The following is a 22,553-nucleotide window of genomic DNA, read 5'->3' as shown; positions in this document are numbered from 1 at the left end:
CGTTATCTGCCGGAGTTTAGGCTCCGGTTAGTCGCTCACTCAGAAAATCGATAAAGCTACGCAGGCGGTTGCTGACCGCACTATCGCTGTAGTACACCGCATTAACTGGCATTGCCACCGGCAGTGTTTCCTTCACCAAGATCGGCACTAAATCTCCGCGTTGAATATCTGCGTCAATCATAAAGTCTGACAAACAGGCAATACCATTACCGTGTAGACAAAGATGGCGCTGAGTTTCACCGCTGTTGGTGGTGATGCCCGGTGTGATCTCTAGTTGCCGCCCATCTGCGCAGGTCAGCGGCCAACGGTTGAGGCTAGGTAAATCGTTGAAACCAATACAGCAATGCAGTGATAAATCCTCGACTGTTTGTGGTGTTCCGTATTGCGCTAAATAAGCCGGGGAGGCCAGTACGCGACGGTAACTGGTTATCAATTTGCGAGCTTTCAGACTGGAGTCGGTCAATTCTCCAATGCGGATTGCAATATCGACCTTGCGCTCAATCAGGTTGATAAAGGTTTCGGATGAGACCAGTGATAACGACATTTCTGGATAGAGCGTGCAGAACTCGGCGACCAACGGTGTCAGCATATGTAACACCACTGGTGTGGCGGCATCGACTCGCAATAACCCTTGAGGTTTCTGACGACTCTCCATTAAGGCATTTTCAGCCGCAGCCATATCGCTGAGGACTTTCTGTACCTGCCGAAAGTAATTTTCCCCTTCCTGCGTCAGGCTGATCTGACGCGTTGTGCGATTAAGCAAGGTGACGCCAAGTTTGCCTTCCAACTTTTTTACCGTGCGGCTGACGACTGAATTGGCTTGTTCTAAACGTTCCGCAGCCCGGCTGAAGCTGCCGCTTTCCACCACGGTAACGAAAGTAATGAGTTCATCCGAGTTCGCCTTCATTGTTGCTCCATGGGTAAAATTAATTTGAGATTTTGAGCATTTTTATCATTTAAGCATAAGCAGATAATCGCCGTCATCAAGTTGAATGCTTTCTGGAGCAAAATTAAAATGCCACTTGCATTATTAGCCTTAACCATCAGTGCCTTTGCTATAGGCACAACAGAATTCGTGATCGTCGGGCTGATCCCGACTATCGCGGAACAATTGAATGTCACCGTGCCTTCTGCGGGTTTGCTCGTAACCATCTATGCCATCGGTGTTGCTATCGGTGCTCCGGTATTGACCGCTCTGACGGGGCGCATACCGCGTAAAGCGTTGCTGGTAGGGCTGATGGTGTTATTCACCATTGGTAATTTATTAGCGTGGTTATCGCCGGGTTATGAGTCACTGGTGTTCGCCCGTTTGCTGACCGGTTTGGCACACGGCGTGTTCTTCTCTATTGGTTCAACCATTGCGACTAGCTTAGTGCCGAAAGAAAAAGCCGCCTCGGCAATTGCCATTATGTTTGGTGGCTTGACCGTCGCATTGGTGACTGGTGTTCCGTTGGGGACTTTCATCGGGCAACACTTTGGCTGGCGGGAAACCTTCTTGGCAGTTTCATTGATTGGTGTGGTGGCGATCGTCGCCAGTCTGATTTTGGTGCCGAAAAATATTACTCATCAGGCGAGCGCGAGTATTCGCGAGCAATTGAAGGTATTGACTCAACCGCGTTTGCTACTGATTTATGCCATTACGGCGTTGGGATATGGCGGCGTGTTTACCACCTTTACCTTCTTGGCTCCGATGATGCAGGATCTGGCGGGTTTTTCTGCCTCAACGGTAAGCTGGATACTATTGGCTTATGGTGTTGCGGTAGCGATTGGCAATATCTGGGGCGGAAAACTGGCCGATCGTCATGGTGCAGTACGTGCGCTGACGTTTATCTTTGCAGCATTGGCGGCTCTGTTGTTTGTATTCCAGTTCACTGCGAGTCATAGCATTGCAGCGTTACTGACGGTAGTGGTAATGGGCGTGTTCGCCTTTGGTAACGTGCCGGGGTTGCAGGTATACGTCGTTCAGAAGGCTGAACAATACACACCGAATGCGGTTGATGTGGCCTCAGGGTTGAATATCGCCGCCTTTAACATCGGGATCGCTTTAGGTTCGGTGATCGGTGGGCAAACCGTAACTTCATTAGGGTTGGCGCAAACTCCGTGGATCGGCGCGGTGATCGTCGTGCTGGCGTTACTGCTGGTGGGGTTGAGTGGGCGTCTCGATAAACGGAATCGACTACAAACGGTCTAATGTCCTCTCGATAACGTTATTAGCCCGCGCTTTTTGCGGGCTTTTTCGCATTTCTCACCAAGCTTTACTTAGCTATACAGTCTACGGATTGAATTCCACGCTTCGCCACCCTATAACAGAAAAACTATGCCGCAGAAAAGCCAAACTGGTAGATAACGCTGGGCGTATACTGAATTCATTATTGGTGGGAATGATCCTGCCATATTCATCCAATGGGAAATAGCGTGCCAAAAAGAACTTACGCAATGAGGTATGTTGCAGGCCAACCCGCTGAGCGGATTTTCCCTGGCGCACTCGATCAGCCATTACCACTGGGGGCGGCCTTGCCGACGACTGGTGCATTGCGGGTTATGGTGTGGAATATCTTTAAACAGCAACGAGCTGACTGGCTTTCGGTGCTGAAAGACTATGGCAAAGATGCACAATTGGTATTGCTGCAAGAAGCGCAAACGACGCCAGAGTTGGTTAAGTTTGCCACTTCAAACTATTTAGCCGCCGATCAGGTACCGGCTTTTGTGTTGCCGCAGCACCCTTCGGGGGTGATGACATTGTCCGCGGCACATCCGGTATATTGCTGTCCGTTGCGTGAACGTGAACCGTTGTTACGCTTGGCTAAGTCAGCGTTGATTACCGTGTATCCGTTATTTAATGGCCAGTTACTGATGGTGGTGAACATCCATGCAGTGAATTTTAGCTTGGGTGTTGATGTATATAGCAAGCAATTGGGACCGATTGGCGAGCAGATCGCCAGTCATAATGGGCCGGTGATTATGGCGGGGGATTTTAACGCCTGGAGTCGTAAACGTATTAATGCGCTGTATGATTTTGCCCGCGATATGGCGTTACGTGAGGTGAGTTTTACCGATGATCACCGACGCCGGGCTTTTGGCCGACCTTTGGATTTTGTCTTCTATCGTGATTTGGGGGTTGCGGAGGCTTCGGTACTAGTGACGCAGGCTTCCGATCACAACCCGTTGCTGGTGGAGTTTCATCCTGAGAGTGATAAACCACTCTGGTAACTTTTTGATTTTTAGCCAATAAAAAAAGCACCGTGAAGGTGCTTTTTTTGTACTGAAAGTTTAGGTGTCTGGCGACGTTTTATTGTCGACAAACAAGGTCAACTTCAGACCTGGTTGTAGGCTGTTAGCCTTACCGAGTGCGGAGTTCCAACGCTTCACGTCGTTGATATCAACGCCATGACGACGTGCGATACTGGCAAGAGAATCACCTTTACGAACTTGATAGGTGATACTGCTGTTGCTGCCGGTATTGCTGGCCACTTGCAGAGTTTGCCCAACTTTCAAGGTGCGTTTGGCACTTAAGTTGTTCCAACTCTGTAAATCTCTGGACTTCACATTCAGCCGTTTGGCTATACCCGATATCGTGTCGCCAGAGCGCACTTTATAGGTACTTTTATTCGCACTACGACCAGAAGACTGGCTGCTGTTCTTCACCAACTGAGAAGCTTGGGGTTGAACTGCGGCAATCTGACCATCGGCCAGTGAGTCTTTCAGTTGTTCGGCATTACCTTTAGGAACCATGATGTAATGAGGTCCGTTCGGTGCTGTAACGCCTTTTTTATAACCTGGGTTATAAGCCTTAATCTTGGTCAGTGACAGACCAGACATCTCGGCCGCCTGGGTTAACTGGATTTGTTGTCCGACATCAATACGGGCAAGGGCACGATCTTCATCCGACTTAGGTAGACGGACACCGTACTTCTTGCTGTTCTTGATAATCTCACCCAGCGCCAACATTTTCGGTACATAAACTGACGTTTCACGTGGAAGCGACAGTGCCCAGAAATTGGTCGGCTTACCTTGGCGTTTATTTGCCTTGATTGCCTGCATCACTCGGCCTTCACCACTGTTATAGGCAGCAACGGTCAATAACCAATCGCCATCAAACATGCGGTTCAAGCGCTGCAAGATGTTCAGCGCAGCAGTCGTCGAGGCCACAACATCACGGCGCCCGTCATACCACTGATTATTCTTCAAACCATAATTTCGACCCGTTTGCGGCACTATCTGCCATAGCCCTGCGGCGTTGGCACTTGACGTGGCGTGGGGGTCAAAAGCGCTCTCCACTATGGGTAGCAGTACTAGTTCCATCGGCATATTACGTTTTTTAATCTGCCCGACTATCCAGTACATGTACGGCTCTGCCCGTAATGTTACATCGTGGAGATAGCTCTTACTTTTTAAATATTTATTTCTTTGTTCACGGATCCGGGAATTTTCCGGAACCTTCATCTTCAGCTCGTCGCTAATGAAGTTCCACAGGTCTTGTTGCGCGGCAGCACTATTATTATCTAGCCACCGTGCCGAGCTCGCTCGACCATTCGCTGTGTACTCTCCTGCTTCACCTTCTTGACCTGCCGAAGACAAACTCTGTGCATGCTGCTCTGGTGCTGGTGCGTCCTGCTTGGACGACTGGCAACCCACTAGCAAGACTGAGGCGAGTAATATCGCTTTAGCCTTCATGTGTGTGTCAATATAGTTGCTTAAAAGACGAGCAACTATACTTTGCTTCGCTAAATAACACAACTAAAAGCTTTAAAAGGTGTCCTTACGACGGCGTAATTCGGAAAAAACCGAATGAAGCTGTTTTGGTGACGAGTTAAATCCTAATTCTTTTTGTAAATCAGTGTCATGGCAGCGTAAAAATAGGTTTATTTTACGCTCTAATTGCAGCGTTGTAGGCAAGGTTGAGTGGTTTTTTGCCCGTAATTCATCCGCTTGTTGCTGATATGTTTCAATGTCTCGATCTTGCGGCAAAATAGCTCGCGCAAACTTAAGATTTGAAAGAGTATATTCATGGGCGCAACAAATCAGCGTATTATCGGGAAGTTGTGCGAGCCGTTGAAATGAATCGTACATTTGCTCCGCTGTCCCCTCAAATAACCTGCCGCAACCTGCTGAAAATAACGTATCGCCACAGAACAAATAAGGTTCACTGTAGAATGCCACATGCCCGAGAGTATGCCCCGGTACGGCGATAGTGACATATTTTCTGTCACGAATTTTGATTATGTCACCATCATGAACCTGATGATTAGCGCCTTTATTGGCCGTTTCTTCGGGGCCGTAAACCGTTAAACCGGGATATTTCGCCACCAATTCTGCTACGCCACCGACGTGATCGTGATGATGGTGAGTCAATAAGATAGCGTCAGGTGTGAGCTGCAAACGCTGTAACTGATCCAGTACCGGCTGCGCTTCGCCGGGATCGACAATGATGCAGTGGCCCTGCTGGTCATCCAACAACCAAATGTAGTTATCCTGGAAAGCGGGAATGCTGATAAGATTCACGTGATACCTCTCATTGGCAACGGCTTGAAAGAAGATAATAAATCATGAAACCAGCCCATACTCTACAAAAGCTCACCAATCCACAATCGTGGGGAGAATTGCCGTGGGGGGAATACTATCGTGAAGCGCTGGAACAGCAGTTACAACCTTGGTGGCCAAAGTTGTTTGGTTTCCACCTGCTGAAAATGGGGAGTTTGAGTACCTGTTTGGCGACGGATAAATGCGCTATCTCTCATCAGGTCAATGTTGGCTTGAGCGGAGATAACTTGCAGGTGATTGCCGATCCTTACCAATTACCCTTCACTGCTAAATCGGTCGATGCATGTTTACTGGCACATACGCTCCCTTATGCCGAAGACCCACACCGTATGCTGCGTGAGGTCGACCGGGTATTGATCGACGATGGCTGGTTGATTATCAGTGGTTTTAACCCATTCAGTTTGTTGGGTTTGGGGAAGTTGATCCCAGGTTTACGCCGTCGCCAACCTTATAACAGCCGGATGTTTACCCAGATGCGTCAGTTGGATTGGTTGAGCCTGTTGAATTATGAGGTGATGCATCAGGCGCGTTTTCATGTGTTGCCGTGGCACCGTCAAGGTGGCAAGTTTCTTAGCACACATTTGCCCGCATTGGGTTGTATGAGTGTGATCGTCGCGCGAAAACGAACCTTACCATTGACGCCAACCGCATTAAGATTTGGTACGCGTCAACCCGCCCTTGGCCGCGCAGTCGGCGCGACCAAAAGCTACCGTAAAACCCCTTAACTTTCTGGCTGATAGCCGACGTCGTCCTGTGTTGGATTACCGGCGGCATCACGCGCCAATACGTCACAGCGTTCGTTTTCTGGGTGCCCGGCGTGACCTTTTACCCATTCCCAACGAACGGTATGACGTTGAATAGCTTGATCCAGTCGTTGCCATAAATCGACATTTTTGACCGGCTTTTTATCGGCCGTTTTCCAGCCGCGTTTTTTCCAGTTGTGTATCCAGGTGGTGATGCCTTGGCGCACATATTGGCTGTCGGTACTGAGTACCACTTCGCAAGGACTTGATAGTGCTTCAAGTGCCACAATCGCTGCCATCATCTCCATGCGGTTGTTGGTGGTTAAGCGATAGCCTTCACTGAAGGTTTTTTCGTGTTGCTTATAACGCAGGATCGCGCCATAACCGCCGGGGCCGGGATTACCCAAACAAGAACCGTCGGTGAAAATTTCTACCTGTTTAAGCATCTCTGGTAGACTCTTCCTGTTAATTTTATAAAAGCCAAGTCTGACATAAACCAGCGTGATGAGCACTACACTATGATCTCAACCCCGATCCCAACTCCGACCAGACAGATCGTTCTCGATACCGAAACCACCGGTATGAACAAGTTAGGCGTGCATTACGAAGGTCACCGCATCATTGAAATTGGTGCGGTAGAGGTGATCAACCGTCGCCTGACTGGCCGCCATTACCATGTTTACGTCAAGCCGGATCGATTGGTTGATCCTGAAGCTTATGGCGTACACGGCATCAGCGACGAATTTTTGGCGGATAAACCGACCTTCGACCAAGTCGCTGATGAATTCCTTGAGTTTATTCGCGGTGGTGAACTCGTCATTCATAACGCGGCGTTCGACATCGGCTTTATGGATCACGAATTCCGTATGTTGCGGAGGGATATTCCGAAGACGGATACCTTCTGTACCATCACCGATAGCTTGTTGATGGCGCGTCGCCTGTTCCCAGGTAAACGTAACAACCTTGATGCGTTGTGTAACCGTTATGAGATAGATAACAGCAAGCGAACGCTGCACGGCGCTTTGCTCGATGCCGAGATTTTGGCAGAAGTCTATCTGGCAATGACCGGTGGTCAGACGGCGATGGCATTCCAGATGGAAGGGGATACTCAGCAAGCGAATTCCTCACAAGAAATTCAGCGCATCGTGCGCCCGGCAACGGCGATGAAAGTGGTGTACGCCAACGAAGCCGAAATTACCGCCCATGAGACGCGTCTGGATTTAGTGGCAAAGAAGGGCGGTAGCTGCCTGTGGCGTGGGGAATAATCCGAACACAACCTAAAAAAATGGCTGATTAATCACTTGGTTGAATAGTTAGTTGAAAAACTGTGCAAACGATTCTGTTCCTGATAAAAAGCCGTTGACGGAATCAAACTGCATCCGTATTATGCGCCTCGTTCCCCGCAAGAGGGAATGGCGCGGAGCGGTAGTTCAGTTGGTTAGAATACCTGCCTGTCACGCAGGGGGTCGCGGGTTCGAGCCCCGTCCGTTCCGCCACTATTCAGAAGCCCTGAGTTAGCAATAACTCAGGGCTTCGTCGTTTTATTTTTAGTGTACTGGGCTGTGTTGATATCAATTCAATAAGGTGCTCATCCCGTAAAATATCCGCTTTGAGAGCCCATTCCCCCGCGTTAAAAGTTCAGATACTCCCCCACCAACTTACATCAATCAGTCAATAAAAGCGCATTTCTGACAACGGTGTAAATTGTTGTCCGTAACTCTCGCCTTATACATGGCTAAATGTTAAAAACGGATTTTGTTACAATATCTTTTAATGTATCGCAGGGAAGTCTCATGTTAAAAAAACTCGTCGCGCTCACCTTCGCGGGTGCACTTACCGCTGTCGCTCAGGCGAATACGCCTAGCACCGATCCACTAATGCAAGTCGATTACAGTAAATTCCGCTTGAGCTTTAGTGAGATGTATCTCATCGCTAACCCCAATCTGTTGGGGCATCGCACTTTCTACGACAAACCTTCTACGGGGCCGGATGCGGCTTGGTTTGATGCGGTTAAGCAGGGGAATCTGGCGCTGGTGAAGCGGATGGTTGAAGGTGGCCAGAACCTTGAGGCTAAAGACAACGCATCGATGGGACAAACGGCGTTGGGTTGGGCAGCCTTTATTGGTTATGAAGATATCGTGCATTATTTGGTCGACAAAGGGGCAGATATCCGTGCTACCGACAAAGCGGATGTCTACAACGCGCTGAAATCGGCAGTGATGGGCGGTAACGTGAAGGTGATTAGCTATCTCTATGAGCTGTTGAAAAAAGAGACTGACTGGAACGCGCTCGAGTCTGATGGCGAGACGCTGTTCATCGTGGGTGCGGTAGATGGTCGCTATGACTTTGTGAAGTATGCACTACAGTTCAAACCAAATTTGAACGTGGTTGTGAAAAATGAGCAAACTGGCGATGAGTCCAGTGCGCTGAGTGTCGCTTGTGAAAAGGGTTTCTATGATGTGGCGCAGTTGCTGATACAGCAGGGTGCCATTAATAATAAAACCGGAAAATCGAGCTGCCAGAAATAAATAAGGCAAGGGGCAAAGTTCATCACTCTGCCCCTATTTTAACTTAGAACAATACCGAGTAATTCAAACCAAACGTACGACCACGGCCTTTATAACTGTACAGTTCTGGTGAACCATAAGTTGGGCTATACAGGATGGGCGCGCGTTGACCCCAAACGGTGGTGTAGTCTGTATCCAGCAAGTTTTCGATGCTGAAACTGACTTTACCCACTGGCAGGCTATAGCTGCTGAGGAAATCGATGGTGTTATAACCGTCAATCTTACGGCCTTGCGAATCTGACACATCGAAGGTCTGCTGAGTTTGCAGGCGCAGGTTCCAGTCGTTCGGAGCCCAACCGACGTAAGCAGTGGCTTTTGATGGGCTAGCGGTATCGATCGTCAGCTTCTGCCATTTACCATCGGATTGAGTTTCTGACTTGATCAGGTTAAAGCTAGCACCAGTGCTCCACTCGTTGTCATCGAAGAAGTAATCGGCTGCGCCTTCTACCCCGTAGATTCGGCGTTTATCCGATTCTAGGTTGATGGTCATGTCGGTCTTGTTGATAGTGATGGTTTTGTCAGATAGCGAATAGTAAGCCGCCACCTGCGTGCGCAGGTTATCACCAGTATAACGCCAGCCGAGCTCATAGGCGTTAACCTTGATGCCTTCCAGCTTGGAGTCATTAACGTTCACACTGTTCTGCAACTGGTAATGGCCGTTCACTAACTTATAAGTGCCTGCACCGTAGTACTTCGCCAGATCCGGGATCTCGAAACCTTGCGAGAAGTTAAACCACGCCTGTTGACGTTCAGTCAGGTGCGCCAGCAAACCGGCGTTGAATAGGACGTTGTTATAGTCGGTTTTACCGCCCGGAACCGCATCAGCAGAGTTTGCCAAGCCATTTGCGATCCCTTGTTGCTGCGCATAACCAACGAAATCTTCTACCTTGTTCTCGGTGTATTGATAGCGCACACCACCGCTCAGGGTGAAGGTTTGGTTGATGTCATAGGCTGTTTGCAGGAACGGTGCAAAGTTGGTGGTGGTGTAACCTGGATAACGACCAACGTTGTAGGCGTTTTCCAGTGTCATACCGCCAGATTGTTGCGCTTTAGCCAGATTGAAGAACTGCTGGTTGGCGTTGAAGCTCTCATGCTCGGCATCGATACCGTAAGTCAGCGTCAGCGCTTCAATGGGTTTGCTGTTCAGCGTCAGTTTGCCACCATAAAAATCGGTTTTCTGCTGTGAAGCACCAATGCTGGTGACTTGGCCTTTGCTCAAGGTAGGGAATGGATAGAAGGTCAGAGATTCATCGCGATAATAAATCTGCGCCACCAAATCCTGCCCCCAGAAATCGGTGTTGGAGTATTGCAGATTGATCAGATGACGTTCGGTGCCGGGGATACGATCAGAATCCAGACTGCCGCTATTCGATGCCTGCCCTGCGCCAGTGACGGCGGAGAAATTCTCACCCAAATACAGGCCGTGTTTGCCATCTGATTCACTGTTGTAATATTGCGTAGTCAGTTGCAACTGCTGATGATCGTCGATGTTGATGGTACCTGTACCCATCACGTCGATACGATCAGAATATTGTAGACCGGTTTGCGTGTTGTCTATCAATACTTCGTTACCCTTGCCGTCGTACCAGCCACCGTAGCGCTGATAGGATACAGACAGGCGACCAGACGCGTGTTCAGTACCGCCACTTATCGCAGCAGCCACGTTTTCGTCGTGATCGTTATGACTGTTGAAACCCGTTTTGCCACCCAATTGCAACTCAACCTGTTTCTCTTCTTGGCCTTTCTTGGTGACGACGTTGATCAAACCGCCGGTACTGCCGCCGCCGTACAGCGAGGTTGCACCGGAGATCACTTCAATACGATCGATGTTGAAAGGATCGATAGAATCCAACTGGCGACTGTCGCTGCGCGAGGAGTTCTGGCGCACGCCATCGATCATCACCATCATTGAACGTCCACGCAGGTTCATGCCGTAGTTGGTACGGCCTTGGCTGCTTACGTCCATGCCTGGGATCAGTTGCGCCAAGATCTCTTTGATCTCTTTACCACCTTGAACTTGCTGTTCTATCTCCTGGCTTTCAATCACCCAAGTCGTTTGGGCCATTTCCGCCACCGTGCGGTGAGCACGGCTAGCGGAAACCACCATTTGATCTTCTGTTTTTTGTTCTTCTGCCCAAGCGGCTGCTGGCGCGAGCATTGCCAGCAGGCAAGGATTTAATATCCAGAGGTTCTTGTTGCTTTTCATCATTTTCCCAATTGGTGTGTTCCCCGTCATACTTGAAGCTGCCTCTGCGTTGGCTACATTCACTCACCCGAATCACTTACTTCAGTAAGTGATTCGGGACTCCTTCACTTGCCGCCTTGATGCAACTCCAATTATTTAGGGGATATGTCAAAACTCAGTGTCATTCACCATGGCGCGTTCAGCGCGGGTAGTGGTACCCGTTGGTTGGCTGCGCCATTGGATCACAGCCGGAGTGGACGTTAAATCGAACTGATCGCGTCCTAATGTCCGGTTGAGAATGCGTGCCGAACGCCAAGCCATTAGGCTCAGTTGGGGTTCGGCGATGCCGTGACTGTGCATACCGGCGTTCACGGCAAACAGGTTGTTTTCCTGTGGGCCATTCCATGCCAGCGTAAAGTCAGGCGTGATGCGATATTGCCCATCGGCGGTGGTTTGCAGACGGTTTGCTAACGGTTCGAGGAACGCAGGGCTGTCCTGTTGATAGCCAGTAGCGAAGATCACCACGTCGCAATCGAAGGTTTCTTTGCCCTGATCGAGATGATGGTGAGTGACCAACTGATAACCATTGCCTGAGGTGTGTAATCCGGCCACAGAGCGGCTCGGTAGCAAACGCGCCCAGGGTTTTTCACGCAGCACTTCAAACTGGTGATACATCGCGCGGTAAATTGTTAGCAGTGATTCGGTGGTGATGCCGTCGGAGGTCATCTTCTGTTCCGCCAACATGCGCTGCTTGGCGTTGTCGTTCAGGGTGTAGAAGCTATCAACGTATTCCGGTGTGAAATATTCATTGGCGAACGCGGCTTCATCCAATGCGTTGTAATTGTTGCGACGCGAAACCCAGTTCAGTTGCTGCGGTTGACCCCATTCACCCCGGAAAATATTGAGGAACAGATCGGCACCGCTCTGGCCGCCGCCGACCACGGTGACGCGTTTACCGGCTAAATCCGGGTTACGCAGCGCCATCTCGCTGGCGTGGAAGCAACGATCGTTCTGCTCGGTCACGCATTCTGGCAGCATCGGTTTTTTACCGATCCCCAAGCAGATATTGCGCGCTCGGTAAACACCACGCTGGCTAGTGACGATGAACTGGCGTTGTTGATCGTCAAACTCGACGCTGCGGATGTCGTGGCTGAATTCCAACGACTCCATGCCATTTGCTGCCCAATCGAGGTAATCGGCGAACTCTTCACGTGACACCGTGCGTTGCTCGGTCGTCAGGAAGCGGTAGAATTTTTTACGCTGCACCAAATAGTTCAGGAAACTGTAGCTGTTGGTTGGTGCCACTGCGCTAACCAGATCTTTCAGGAAGCTGGTCTGCATATGGCAGTCCGGCACCATCATGCCGGGATGCCATGAGAGGTGTGGTTTGCGTTCGAAGAACTTGCCGTTAAAGTCCGTAACCTCGCTGCCTAATGCAGCGATACTGAGGTTAAATGGACCGATACCGATGCCGATAAAATCGAGTGGTTGACTCATTGAGCAGACTCCTGCGAGACCAAATAAAGAGGGTTATCCAGATCCATCAAATAGTTCGGCAACATACGGCTGCCGCCATCGTGTTCTGAATAGGTGAGCTTCACTGGGTTGAGTACCACTCGAATAATTTGTGGCTTAAACAGAGAGAACAGATCAAAGCGATCGGCCAACTGCGGGTGTTGCGCCATATAACGTTGCAACACCTGCGCCAGTCGTTGGTAGAATTGGTTTTCGCTCACACCGCAACTTGCCATCAGGGGTGAAATGAAGCGCAATACGGTCACAAAGTGGCCGGTTTGCAGATCGTGAATCAGATAATCGGCGGACAAGCGCACGGTGACGTCTTTCACCACTTTTGGCAGCGAAGCCGCCTGTGGGAAATCTTGATCCACCAGACGCATATCGCCTTGGAAGTCTTTTAACAGGATTCGTTGCGGCACATGGTTTTTCATCACCAGCGTGATGTTTTGACCGTGGGCGATTAACGCGACGCCATAGCAACACATCAGGTGATACATCGGGATCACTACCGCTTGGAACATTTGTTCCAGCCAGGCTTCGGCGCTCAAACCGGAGCGAGCGATATAGGCAGCAATCAGCGGTTCACCTTGGTTGTCGGTTTCCATCAACGTCGCCATCAAGACAGCTTGTTCGCCTTCTTTCAGGTAACAAGACGGATTCTCGCGCCAAATCACACCGAGCATTTCTTGATAGCGGTATGGGGCTTGCGGCAAAGCAGCATAGGTTGAATGCGCCATGTAACCTGCAGCGGGTTCACCGAGGATCTGCGCGCCGCTGGCCTGCAATGTAGCGTCTTGGCTAAACACCTGTTGTAACCAACGCGAAGCCGCTGGCCCGGCGCTGATGTATTTACCCGGAATACCGCGATAGCACGAGGTGTTGTAGATAGTCAGCGGTAATTTGATATCGAATGCTGAACTGCGGCTGATATTGGTCAGGGTACGCAACGACTGCTGTGCCAGATAGTGATCGCCAAACTCACCTAGTTCAACCAACTCACCGCTCGCTAGCTGTGGCAGAAAGTGCAGGGCGATTTTTTGCTGCCATTGCCACGGATGCAACGGTACCGGCAGCCAGTCGTCATTGAGCTTCAGCTCACGCCAGCGGTGGGCAAAGCGTTGGCGTTCAGCCGCATCCATGGCGCTGTCGAGCAGGTTATCCAGCGGATACTCTTCATCAGCGCACCAGACGAAGCTGCCGCGTTTAGCCGCCACCCAATGCAAACGGAATTGGCCTTGATACTCCGGCGCATATTGTTGCAATGCAGTGAGCCCCCAACCACGGCGGCCTTTGTTGAAAATAAACTTCGGGTGCCCGGCCAGCAGACATTGCAGGGCATCGGCATCCTGAGCGATCAAATCGCCCGCGCTCATACCGTGACGCGCCGCCAACAGTTGCATATCACCACGCAGCGTGGCGTACAGATCTTCCAGATGTTCGGCAGTCTGCGCGTCGTCCATCTCCAGCACCTGAGCCAATTGACGTAATGTTTGATCTGCTGCTAACGGTTGATCGCATTGCAGCGAAGCGGGATCGATATGTAACCAGCCCCAAATACCGCGTTTGGCGTGGAAACGATAATGGGCATTCGCCAGTTGGATGCTCCATTGCTCGCCTTGTGGTTCAGCGCGCAATGTGCGTTCGTATTCCAATTCGGCGAGGATCTTGGCGATCATCTGGCGGTTAACGCGCTGCCAATGAGCATAATCGTGGGCGATCATAGTGCGGCCTCCCGGAAGAACTCGGCGCGTTGGTTGATGATCAAGCGCGAACGTTTATGCGAGAAATCGAACTCTTTGAGGGTCTGATAACCGGCGGTTGGCAGATGGCGGAACAAACGCTGATTATCGGCACGTGGTTCAGCGACCACGCGTGTGGTACGCGGTTCGTCCAGATACAGATAGTGGGTCAGGCCGCGCAGCCAACTACGGATGTACTGCGCACCGCGCCAGTTTTCTTCGCCGACCAACATATGTAGGCCACGATCGAACGGCTGCCAACGGTAGTGGCGACCAATACGATCTTCTGGAGCCCAATACACTTCGAAGTAACCAAACGGTTGATCGTCAAAGCAACCCAGCAGTGGATAGCAGTAGCTGGAATCCAACTGACGTTGCAGATAGGCGGCTTGGATTTCCAGCGGGCCGCTCATTTCCCAGAAGGCGTCAACGCGTGGTGAATTCATCCAACGGGTGAATTGCTCGGCGTCGCGAGCCACTTCCGGCAAACGGAAACTCAGCGTGCGTTTAATTTGTGGATCGAAACGACGATAAACCTCGCCGTTTGGTCGTACTGGACGCTGTGGGAACCACAGTTCCCGCTCTGCATCGTATTGCATCTGGCCGGAAGCGGTAGGGCGCTCACCGACCAGCCATAACGGCAACTGATAGAAGGTTTCGCGCGCCAGATAATCACTGCTCGCCAAGGAAAACAGTGCTTGAGCCTGTGGCTCTTCGCGCCATTCGGCGTAAGGCAGGGCGATACCACTGATTTGTGGTGCGGCTCCCAGTAATTGATCCAACGCCGCGACCAACCAACCTGCCGGAAGTGTGCTCGGATGGTGCAACACCGCGCTACCGTCCAAACCTAGGCTCAGCGGCAGGTTTTTCTCCAATACCTCACAGCGAAAGCCGCCTAAGGCGTGCATCAATTTTGCTTGCGGCATCATTGAGCAGCTCCTACGCGCAGTGGGTTGACGAAATCAAAGTAGATCACCGCTGGATCGACAATGGTGTTTTCGTTGTGATCGTGCAGGTAGCAGAAGAAGTTGCCTTTGCAGTTCCAGTGAGTGCTGTCGAGCACGTAGTCCAGGCACCGGGTATTTTTCGCGGTGGCGTGCAGGCGGCTGAGTGCATCGCGCACACGAACCATCAGGTTTTCTTCGCTATCGAAGCCCACGGCGGCCAGTGCAGCGGTCACTGCCAGCGTTGAGTTGACCAGCAGGTAATAAGGGAAGTAACGCAACAGTTGCTGTTCATTGAAACGGTTTTCAGCGTCGGCCTCACCAATTTGTTCCAACCATGCGGTGGCGCTTTGGGTGAAACCACTGCCTTGGCAATCGCGGTATAACATGCCGATCGGCAGATCCTGCTGCATTTCCACTAAAATGTTTTGCTGATGCGCCAGCAGTACCAAACCGTAATCGGCTTCGGTACTGAACAGCGGCAACAACACATGGTTGCAGTAGGCATCTAACCAGCAGTGAGCGGCTTGAGTTTCTGGCAGGTTGAGGCGAGTGGCTAAACGGCGTACTGCCGCCGCTAACAGGCTGTCGCCACCATCGGGAGCGGCCTGAGTCAGCGTGACCAGTACGTTAGTCTGAGTATTAGGTTGTTCAAATAGCAGGTTATCGCGCAGCGCCATCAGGCTTTCTTCCTGAATGGTGCCGTCCAATGAACGCAGGCCAGCCCAACCGTCCTCTTGCATTACGCGCATAGTGGGATAGCGTGCCTGAAGTTCCTGCCAGCGATCGGTTTGTGCCAAACGAGCCAGACGAATACCTCGTTTTACTTCTTTCACCGACAGCGTGCGTACCGAGTTGGTCAAGCGCACGCTGAGTGAGAATTTGATCATGTCGCGGCTGGTGGCGCAGTACAGCGAACGTGAAGAGCTGGTTGGCAACCAGCGTTCACCAGCTTCGCCCAGATCGCGCAGCAACCCTTGTTGCTCCAGCTCACGGCACCAATCTTGCGTCAGTAGATGATCGGCTTGCCACGGATGCATCGGCAGCAGCCAGACGTCATCACAAAAATGCGCCAGCAACTGTGGCGCATTCTCGGCGGTGAAACGTTGCAGTCGTTGCTGCAACGTCAGCTTTAGGCTATCGCCGCAGAGATAACCTTTATCTACCGCAAACCAACGCAGTGGGAAGCTGGCGGCAAAGTCAGGCAGATAACGGTGAGCTTGTTGTTCATTAAAAGGTTGATGGGATTTTGGCGCGGGGTGGAAGGCGTGGCCGACCAATAACCCTTGTTCCGCTTGAGCAAAATTCAGTGGTTTATCACGCAAAGATGGCCAGTCTAAACGGATGCCAATCGCCTGTTGCGTATTGTCATGACTTTCCAGTGCTCGTTGCAGGAAGCGCGCAACGACATCATCGGACAGATTGCCTCTCACCGCTGGCTTTTCCAGTAACAGCCTCATCAGTTGTTCCACTGTTAGCGCTTCACCCACGCCATCGTCCTGCTGATGCAGATAAGCCGGGAAAAGATATTGATGGTGCTGAGTCGGGGAGATATGGCGTAACGCGATGCGGATGGCCTGAGTCGATGAAAGGGGAATATGTAACTGCGGGTGCTGGTTGTCAGCTGCCGGAATAACTTGCCAATCCCGAGTTTCACGCATTAATGCGTTGAGAAAACACTGTGCAGCCACATCGGTTGCCGCTGTTGCAAACTGGATGGTCATGATCTCTGATTCACTTCGAAACAATTGAGAATGATTCTTATATCAATAACCGTTACTATTATCAATAATCTTATGATACAATTTTTTCATTAGATACACATAACCATATAATTTATTAACATAAAACCTACTTTTAATGAGCCAATCCCCTCAAGCTGAAATCATCACAAACAGTAATGCTTCTTCTTCCAGCTGGCCTCTGGCATTCTGTGCTGGGCTATTAGGTATTGGGCAAAATGGTTTACTGGTGGCATTACCGGTGTTAGTCAGCATGACCCATTTATCCCTTTCCGTATGGGCTGGTTTGTTGACGCTGGGATCGATGTTGTTTCTGGTCGGCTCGCCTTACTGGGGGCGTCAATCAGAACTGCGCGGTTGTAAATATGTGGTGCTGATGGCGCTGAGCGGTTATCTGCTCAGTTTTGTCCTGCTGGCGCTGGCTGTATGGGGGCTGGCGGCAGGTTGGCTGCCGGATAGCATCGGATTGGCTGGCTTAGTGGTGGCGCGCGTGATTTATGGCCTAACGGTATCCGGTATGGTGCCTGCCAGCCAGACTTGGGCGTTGCAACGGGCGGGGTATGAGCAACGGATGTCGGCGCTGGCGACCATCAGTTCTGGCCTGAGTTGCGGTCGCCTGTTGGGGCCATTATGTGCCGCGCTAGCATTGTCGCTACACCCGATGGCACCGCTGTGGTTGATGGCGATCGCGCCGTTGATCGCGTTGTTGGTGATTTGTCGTCAGCATAATGATCCCCCTTCACTGACTTCGGCGCAGCAACAAAACAGCCTGCAACTGAATATGTTGCCGTACTTATTGTGTGCTCTGTTACTGGCCGCGGCAGTGAGTTTGATGCAATTAGGGTTGGCTCCGCATTTGGCGCAATTATCCCAACTTTCAACCACTAGCCTTAGCCATCATGTCGCGGCGTTGTTGAGTGTGGCAGCGGGTTGTACGTTGCTCGCTCAGTTTTTGGTGGTGCGACCGCAGCGGTTTAATCCGTCGCAATTATTGCTGTTAGCGGCGACGTTGATGGTGATCGGTTTGGCACTGATGTGTCTCCAATCGTTGGTACTGCTGTATATCGGCTGTGGTTTAGCCTCCTTTGGTGCAGCGATGGCAACGCCGGGCTACCAACTGTTGCTGAACGATAAGCTTTCTACCGGCAAGGGATCGGGTGTTATCGCCACGAGTCATACCTTGGGCTATGGCTTGAGTGCGTTGATGGTGCCGATCGTTGCCAAATTTTATGGTGAGTCGCAGTTAGTTGCGGCGGCACTGTTGATGGCCGTCCTGCTGGGCGGTTTGAGTGGCTGGCTGTGGTGCCAGTACCGAGTGCGGGAGACGAATTGAGATGTCCGCAGGTTATCGTATTTTTGATGTCAGACTAAAAGCTAAACAGTTGATTTCCCCTTCGTTAATGCGCTGTGTTTTTGAAGGTTCAGACGTGCATTTAATGAAGCTGGAAGCGCCGGATCAACGGATAAAATTGCTGTTTGCAGCAGAAAATGGTCAGTCTCCTCAATGTGTTAATGGCGACGATTGGTATCGCAATTATATGGCGCTGCCCAAAGAACAACGTCCGGTGATGCGTACTTACACCTTACGTGCGTTACGTACCGAATCGAACGAAATGGATGTGGAATTTGTGTTGCATGGCGTGAATGGCCCGGCTTCAGCTTGGGCGACTCATGCGCAGCCCGGTGATGCGATTCAGATTGTTGCTCCAGATGGAGCGTTCGAGGGGGACAGCGGTGGATATGAATGGATACCACCAACGCAGATGCAACAGGCGTTGCTGATTGCCGATGAAACCGCGTTACCCGCGGCGATGGGGATTCTCGAACAGCTTGCGCAGCAGAGCAATCCACCCAAGGTGCAGGCATTTTTCGAAGTACCCGTAGCGGGCGATTGTGTTGATGTGGCGCACTTCCCGTTTGCTGAGATTTATTGGTTGCCGCGTGATGTTGGGCATCAGCACCTGCACGGCACTTTGCTGGTGGAATCAGTGCGTCAACGCGTGAAGATCCCTGATGCAGCACGTAGCGCAGAACAATCCCTGACGGAGAATAGCCTAGCGGGTGATGTGCTGTGGGAGCGCGCGCAAGGGGCGAATAGTTTTTATGCTTGGGTGGCGGCGGAATCTTCGACGGTGAAGGCGCTGCGACGCTATTTGATCGGTGAACGAGAGCTAGACCGCGCAGCGGTGAATTTTATGGCGTATTGGTGTTGACGTTAAACATGATAAAAAGCGATGAAGATGCTGAATTGATCACTGGTGTTGACGCCATTGAAGGCGCCGAACGGAGAAACGAAGCATAGGCAAAACCGCCATGGATGGCGGTTTTAGGCGAGTTATACAGGGACGTATATCGTAGCCGGCCGTTATGCGTAGTGCCGCAGTGAGGGTCGTTACGTCAGCAACCGCCTGATTTGGCAAGGGCCGGGGCGTCGGGGGCTGGCTCTTGAGCCCCCGACTCGGTCGCGGTTACCTGCGTTACATGAAACAACCCATGATTAGCGACCGAAACTAAAAAACTATCTAATAAAGAGCAAACCTCTTCGGAGAGTTACCAGTTAACTCTCACCCCCAAATTCCCGGTGTAATCCTTACGGTGGTTGCTATCTACATCGCTCACCTGACTTGCTGCAGCATACAGATCCACATTACTGCTGACTTTGGCACTCAGCCCCAGCCCGAACTCCAGCGCGGTGCTTTCGTTATTGGTATTAATGGCATCGCCGCCAATCCGCACGGTACTGGTGCTGTCGAAGTTGTGCCACAGATTCACTTTCAGGTACGGCTGAATTTGCGAGTAATTAGCTTGTAGGCGGAAACCAACGCGTCCGGTCGCCAGCGTTTCGTCATCATATTGCACGGTGGAAATTGCATCGTTAGTGTCATCCAGCGACAGGCGTTGCACGATAATCTGTGCCTGTGGTTCGAATGACCAATTTTCGGCAAAGTTCAGTGGATAGCCGGTTTCCAGTGAACCGGTAATCAAGCCGCCGTCTGCTTTGGCCTCCATTCCGCGCCCGGACTCTTGGGTTCCATCGAGCCAGGTGTAAGACAATACGCCGTCAATATAGGCGTCATTGGCCCACAGATGCGTCCAATAGGTACCCAGTGTGTAACCGTTAATTTTTAGCTTACCGGCGTAACTGTCTTGGAAGCCGCGCACCGAACCGTTCACATCACCATCAGCGCGGGTGTAGCCAAAGAACATCCCAGCGTGATCGCGTTGACCGTTATCGTAGCGGTTGGCGATCAGATCCTGTCCGATTTCGAAACCATCAATGGAACCATCAAAAGAAGGGGCTGCTGAACCAGACCAGCTTTGCTCATAATGATGACCGTAGATGCGCCCCCAACTGGATGGGAAATCTCCACCATCACCTTGCAGCAGTAGCTGATTACCTTGGCGTTCATGGAAGGTGGATAGTGTTAATAACCCCAGATTGAAGGCTACGGATTGTGCCGCTGAATACAGTGGCGTTTCTTGACGATAGAGCGTTACTGGCGCATCACCCGCTTTGACCACCGGTAATACCGGGCTACCCGGTGCCGCTGTCGGAACTGCGACTTCAGGTGTTGGTTTTACCGGCGGAGTGCCTGGGTCCACAGGAGGCGTACCGGGATCTACAGGTGGAGTGCCGGGATCTACCGGTGGGGTTGGTTCAACCACGACGGGTGGCGCAATCAGCTGATTACGTAGATACCAGTTATTTTCGGTTCCTGCTGTAACGCCGCCGCGGAATAACACATATTCATAGGAACCGACGGAAATAGAACCTCCATTCAGGCTGAAAGCGCTGCCGCTGGTGGTGCCGCCATTATTGGTACCCACGAGCATGATGCCGTTGTTGAGCGTTGCCTGACCTGAACCGTTGATATTGGTGACATTAATCATGGTGCTGCCGTCGGCAACGCCACCTGAAATCATTAAACGGTCACTGGCAGAGCTATCATCCATCAGTACCGTTTGCAGCTTCAATTGACCATTTTGCCCATGATAATTGCCGTTGATGGTGAGTTGATCGCTGGTGCTGTCTGAACCGTTGGTTAAATCGATGGTGCCGGCGTTATTAACGGTGGCTAACGAATCGCTACCCTGAGCGCGGATATTGGCATCGCTTTGCCCTCCTGCTAACACCTGGCTGCTGCTGTCGATGTTAAGTACGCCGGTCAGCGATGTCGCATCACCTAAAACGAGTGGCCCGTTCATTTCTAGCGAACTTGCGTTGCTTAAAGAGACGGTTTCCCAATTGATGAAACGTTGCGGGTTGCTGGCGTTACTGGCATCCAAAGTCAGGTTATCGTTGCCTAAGCCACCGTCCAGCAGGGGTGTAGAGGCAATAGTGGCGGCATTCAGGTTTTGCAGTGTCGCGACGTCATTGTCTTCACCCATCAGAATATTACCTGCTACCGTGCCGCCATCTTTCCACAGCAACGTATCTTGGCCATTACTCATGCGGATCTCACCGCCGACGGAGCCCCCAGTGATAGTGACGCTGTCTTTCCCACCGCTGACGCTGATATTGCCGCCGATGCGACCTGCGCTGAGGATAATAGTGTCATTACCAAACCCGGTAACCAGATTGGTGACGATCTCACCGCCGGACATATCGAAAAGGTTGTTGTCCAACTTCATATTGACGCGGCCAATCTTGCCGCCAGTCATCCAAGCTTTATCACCGTCTTCAAAAGCTCCGGTGATTTCACCACCAGTCATGGTAAAAGTATCGAGGCTATCGCCTTGATATAAATTCGAAATCTTACCGCCATTCATCACGAAATCATCAATGCCACTACCTTGTTGAACATCTCCCGCTACCGTACCTTGATTGATAGTGAAACTATTACGACCATCGCCAAGATTAACTTTGCCGGTAATAGTGCCACCGTTTATTTCTATCCGATCATTACCACTGGAAAATTGGATAGCCGTGCCTTGCCCGGAAATAATGCCACTATTGAATAACGAGTTATCACCCGTGGCAGAAATGGCTATGCCATTGGTGCTGCTGATTATTCCGGTTGCATTGTTATTTATTACTGAGCCAGTTCCGGTCTTAATCGCATTAACACCACTCCCGCTGGCAGAAATTGTCCCATTGTTATTAATCACATTTCCACTTTGTAACGTAATGGCATTAGTGCCGGTAGTGGAAAGTACTGAACCAGTATCATTATTAATGGTAATGTTATTATTGCCAGCGCTGGCGGTAATCGGGACAGTATCGGTAACTCCTGCGGTACATTGCACAGAAGAACCGTTGGTGGGGGTGTGATTGTCACAGGCCGCGTAGGCGTTGGTAGCAGCGAGTATGGATAATGATATGGTCGTGAGCACAGTACGCGGGGTCTTATATTTTTGGTTTTGCATTGCAGGCTTCCCAGAGACTTCTTTTATTGGCTATTTGTTAAAACTAATTTATGGTTACACTCTGTCAAAAAAAATTATTCGGATTATTCGTATTTCGTGATTTTTATCACAATAAAAATGATTAATTTATTAAGAATAATCTGGTGGAGTGATGAGTTATTCTTGCTATGCAAGATTAAAAGTTAATCAATTATCCATTATAAAAAA

17 protein-coding genes and 1 tRNA gene are annotated in these 22,553 nt (G+C 50.8%); 8 read left to right on the top strand and 10 right to left on the bottom strand.

The features are described 5' to 3' along the window. Positions 1-16: 16 nt before the first annotated feature. Entirely contained in the window at positions 17-907 is an 891-nt protein-coding gene (gene yafC / locus AC3ISQ_RS17620; protein ID WP_489348593.1) for a DNA-binding transcriptional regulator YafC, read from the bottom strand. A 108-nt stretch (positions 908-1,015) separates the two neighbouring features. Here yafC and AC3ISQ_RS17615 point away from each other — a divergent pair, with 108 nt between their 5' ends. Beyond that, positions 1,016-2,191, top strand: a complete 1,176-nt coding sequence (locus AC3ISQ_RS17615; RefSeq protein WP_489348591.1) for an MFS transporter — start codon at positions 1,016-1,018, stop codon at positions 2,189-2,191. A 224-nt stretch (positions 2,192-2,415) separates the two neighbouring features. Continuing rightward, complete coding sequence (locus AC3ISQ_RS17610) at positions 2,416-3,210, top strand: endonuclease/exonuclease/phosphatase family protein (RefSeq protein WP_489348589.1); 795 nt, start codon at positions 2,416-2,418, stop codon at positions 3,208-3,210. 60 nt (positions 3,211-3,270) lie between these two features. Here AC3ISQ_RS17610 and mltD read toward each other — a convergent pair whose 3' ends face one another. Both mltD and gloB read right to left on the bottom strand, forming a co-directional pair. After that, positions 3,271-4,674, bottom strand: coding sequence for a murein transglycosylase D (gene mltD / locus AC3ISQ_RS17605; RefSeq protein ID WP_489348587.1), 1,404 nt, complete (start codon positions 4,672-4,674; stop codon positions 3,271-3,273). A gap of 72 nt (positions 4,675-4,746) precedes the next feature. Then, positions 4,747-5,502, bottom strand: a complete 756-nt coding sequence (gene gloB, locus AC3ISQ_RS17600; RefSeq protein WP_489348585.1) for a hydroxyacylglutathione hydrolase — start codon at positions 5,500-5,502, stop codon at positions 4,747-4,749. Between the two features lie 44 nt (positions 5,503-5,546). On the opposite strand from gloB, the gene AC3ISQ_RS17595 reads away from it, so the two are divergent. Continuing rightward, the gene (locus AC3ISQ_RS17595) at positions 5,547-6,266 is read left to right on the top strand and encodes a class I SAM-dependent methyltransferase (RefSeq protein ID WP_489348584.1); all 720 of its coding nucleotides are present in this window, start codon (positions 5,547-5,549) and stop codon (positions 6,264-6,266) included. On the opposite strand, the gene rnhA is transcribed toward AC3ISQ_RS17595, so the two are convergent. Then, entirely contained in the window at positions 6,263-6,730 is a 468-nt protein-coding gene (gene rnhA, locus AC3ISQ_RS17590) for a ribonuclease HI (protein WP_489348582.1), read from the bottom strand. The two genes, AC3ISQ_RS17595 and rnhA, sit on opposite strands and share 4 nt — an antisense overlap. A gap of 72 nt (positions 6,731-6,802) precedes the next feature. Here rnhA and dnaQ point away from each other — a divergent pair, with 72 nt between their 5' ends. From dnaQ to AC3ISQ_RS17575, 3 genes are all read left to right on the top strand, one after another. Beyond that, a complete protein-coding gene (gene dnaQ / locus AC3ISQ_RS17585) occupies positions 6,803-7,549 on the top strand; it encodes a DNA polymerase III subunit epsilon (protein WP_489348580.1) in 747 nt (248 codons plus the stop codon). A 154-nt stretch (positions 7,550-7,703) separates the two neighbouring features. After that, positions 7,704-7,780 (top strand) — tRNA-Asp (locus tag AC3ISQ_RS17580). Positions 7,781-8,077: 297 nt separating this feature from the next. Continuing rightward, positions 8,078-8,812: an ankyrin repeat domain-containing protein gene (locus AC3ISQ_RS17575; protein ID WP_489348578.1), complete on the top strand. Its 735-nt coding sequence runs from the start codon at positions 8,078-8,080 to the stop codon at positions 8,810-8,812. Between the two features lie 43 nt (positions 8,813-8,855). Here the strand turns inward: AC3ISQ_RS17575 and AC3ISQ_RS17570 are convergent, their stop codons facing one another. The 5 genes from AC3ISQ_RS17570 to AC3ISQ_RS17550 form a co-directional block, all read right to left on the bottom strand. Continuing rightward, positions 8,856-11,057, bottom strand: coding sequence for a TonB-dependent siderophore receptor (locus AC3ISQ_RS17570; protein ID WP_489353361.1), 2,202 nt, complete (start codon positions 11,055-11,057; stop codon positions 8,856-8,858). Between the two features lie 147 nt (positions 11,058-11,204). After that, the gene (locus AC3ISQ_RS17565; protein ID WP_489348577.1) at positions 11,205-12,533 is read right to left on the bottom strand and encodes a lysine N(6)-hydroxylase/L-ornithine N(5)-oxygenase family protein; all 1,329 of its coding nucleotides are present in this window, start codon (positions 12,531-12,533) and stop codon (positions 11,205-11,207) included. After that, on the bottom strand, positions 12,530-14,275 hold the full coding sequence (iucC, locus tag AC3ISQ_RS17560) for an aerobactin synthase IucC (RefSeq protein WP_489348575.1): 1,746 nt from the start codon (positions 14,273-14,275) through the stop codon (positions 12,530-12,532). Before iucC ends, AC3ISQ_RS17565 begins: the two co-directional genes overlap by 4 nt. Further along, the gene (locus tag AC3ISQ_RS17555) at positions 14,272-15,222 is read right to left on the bottom strand and encodes a GNAT family N-acetyltransferase (RefSeq protein WP_489348574.1); all 951 of its coding nucleotides are present in this window, start codon (positions 15,220-15,222) and stop codon (positions 14,272-14,274) included. Before AC3ISQ_RS17555 ends, iucC begins: the two co-directional genes overlap by 4 nt. Further along, the gene (locus AC3ISQ_RS17550; RefSeq protein WP_489348572.1) at positions 15,219-16,961 is read right to left on the bottom strand and encodes an IucA/IucC family protein; all 1,743 of its coding nucleotides are present in this window, start codon (positions 16,959-16,961) and stop codon (positions 15,219-15,221) included. The genes AC3ISQ_RS17555 and AC3ISQ_RS17550 overlap by 4 nt, the downstream gene beginning before the upstream one ends. A 136-nt stretch (positions 16,962-17,097) precedes the next feature. Here AC3ISQ_RS17550 and AC3ISQ_RS17545 point away from each other — a divergent pair, with 136 nt between their 5' ends. Next, positions 17,098-18,312 carry an MFS transporter gene (locus AC3ISQ_RS17545; RefSeq protein ID WP_489348570.1) on the top strand — a complete coding sequence of 405 codons (1,215 nt, stop codon included), beginning with the start codon at positions 17,098-17,100 and terminating at the stop codon, positions 18,310-18,312. Between the two features lies 1 nt (position 18,313). After that, the gene (locus AC3ISQ_RS17540; RefSeq protein ID WP_489348569.1) at positions 18,314-19,192 is read left to right on the top strand and encodes a siderophore-interacting protein; all 879 of its coding nucleotides are present in this window, start codon (positions 18,314-18,316) and stop codon (positions 19,190-19,192) included. Between the two features lie 337 nt (positions 19,193-19,529). Here AC3ISQ_RS17540 and AC3ISQ_RS17535 read toward each other — a convergent pair whose 3' ends face one another. Further along, positions 19,530-22,346, bottom strand: a complete 2,817-nt coding sequence (locus tag AC3ISQ_RS17535; protein ID WP_489348567.1) for an autotransporter family protein — start codon at positions 22,344-22,346, stop codon at positions 19,530-19,532. Between the last annotated feature and the right edge of the window lie 207 nt (positions 22,347-22,553).

The sequence above is a fragment of the Serratia sp. KH_031 genome, assembly GCF_057839655.1.
Note: the sequence above shows the minus strand (reverse complement) of the source record. Positions and strands in the feature narration are given on the sequence as shown.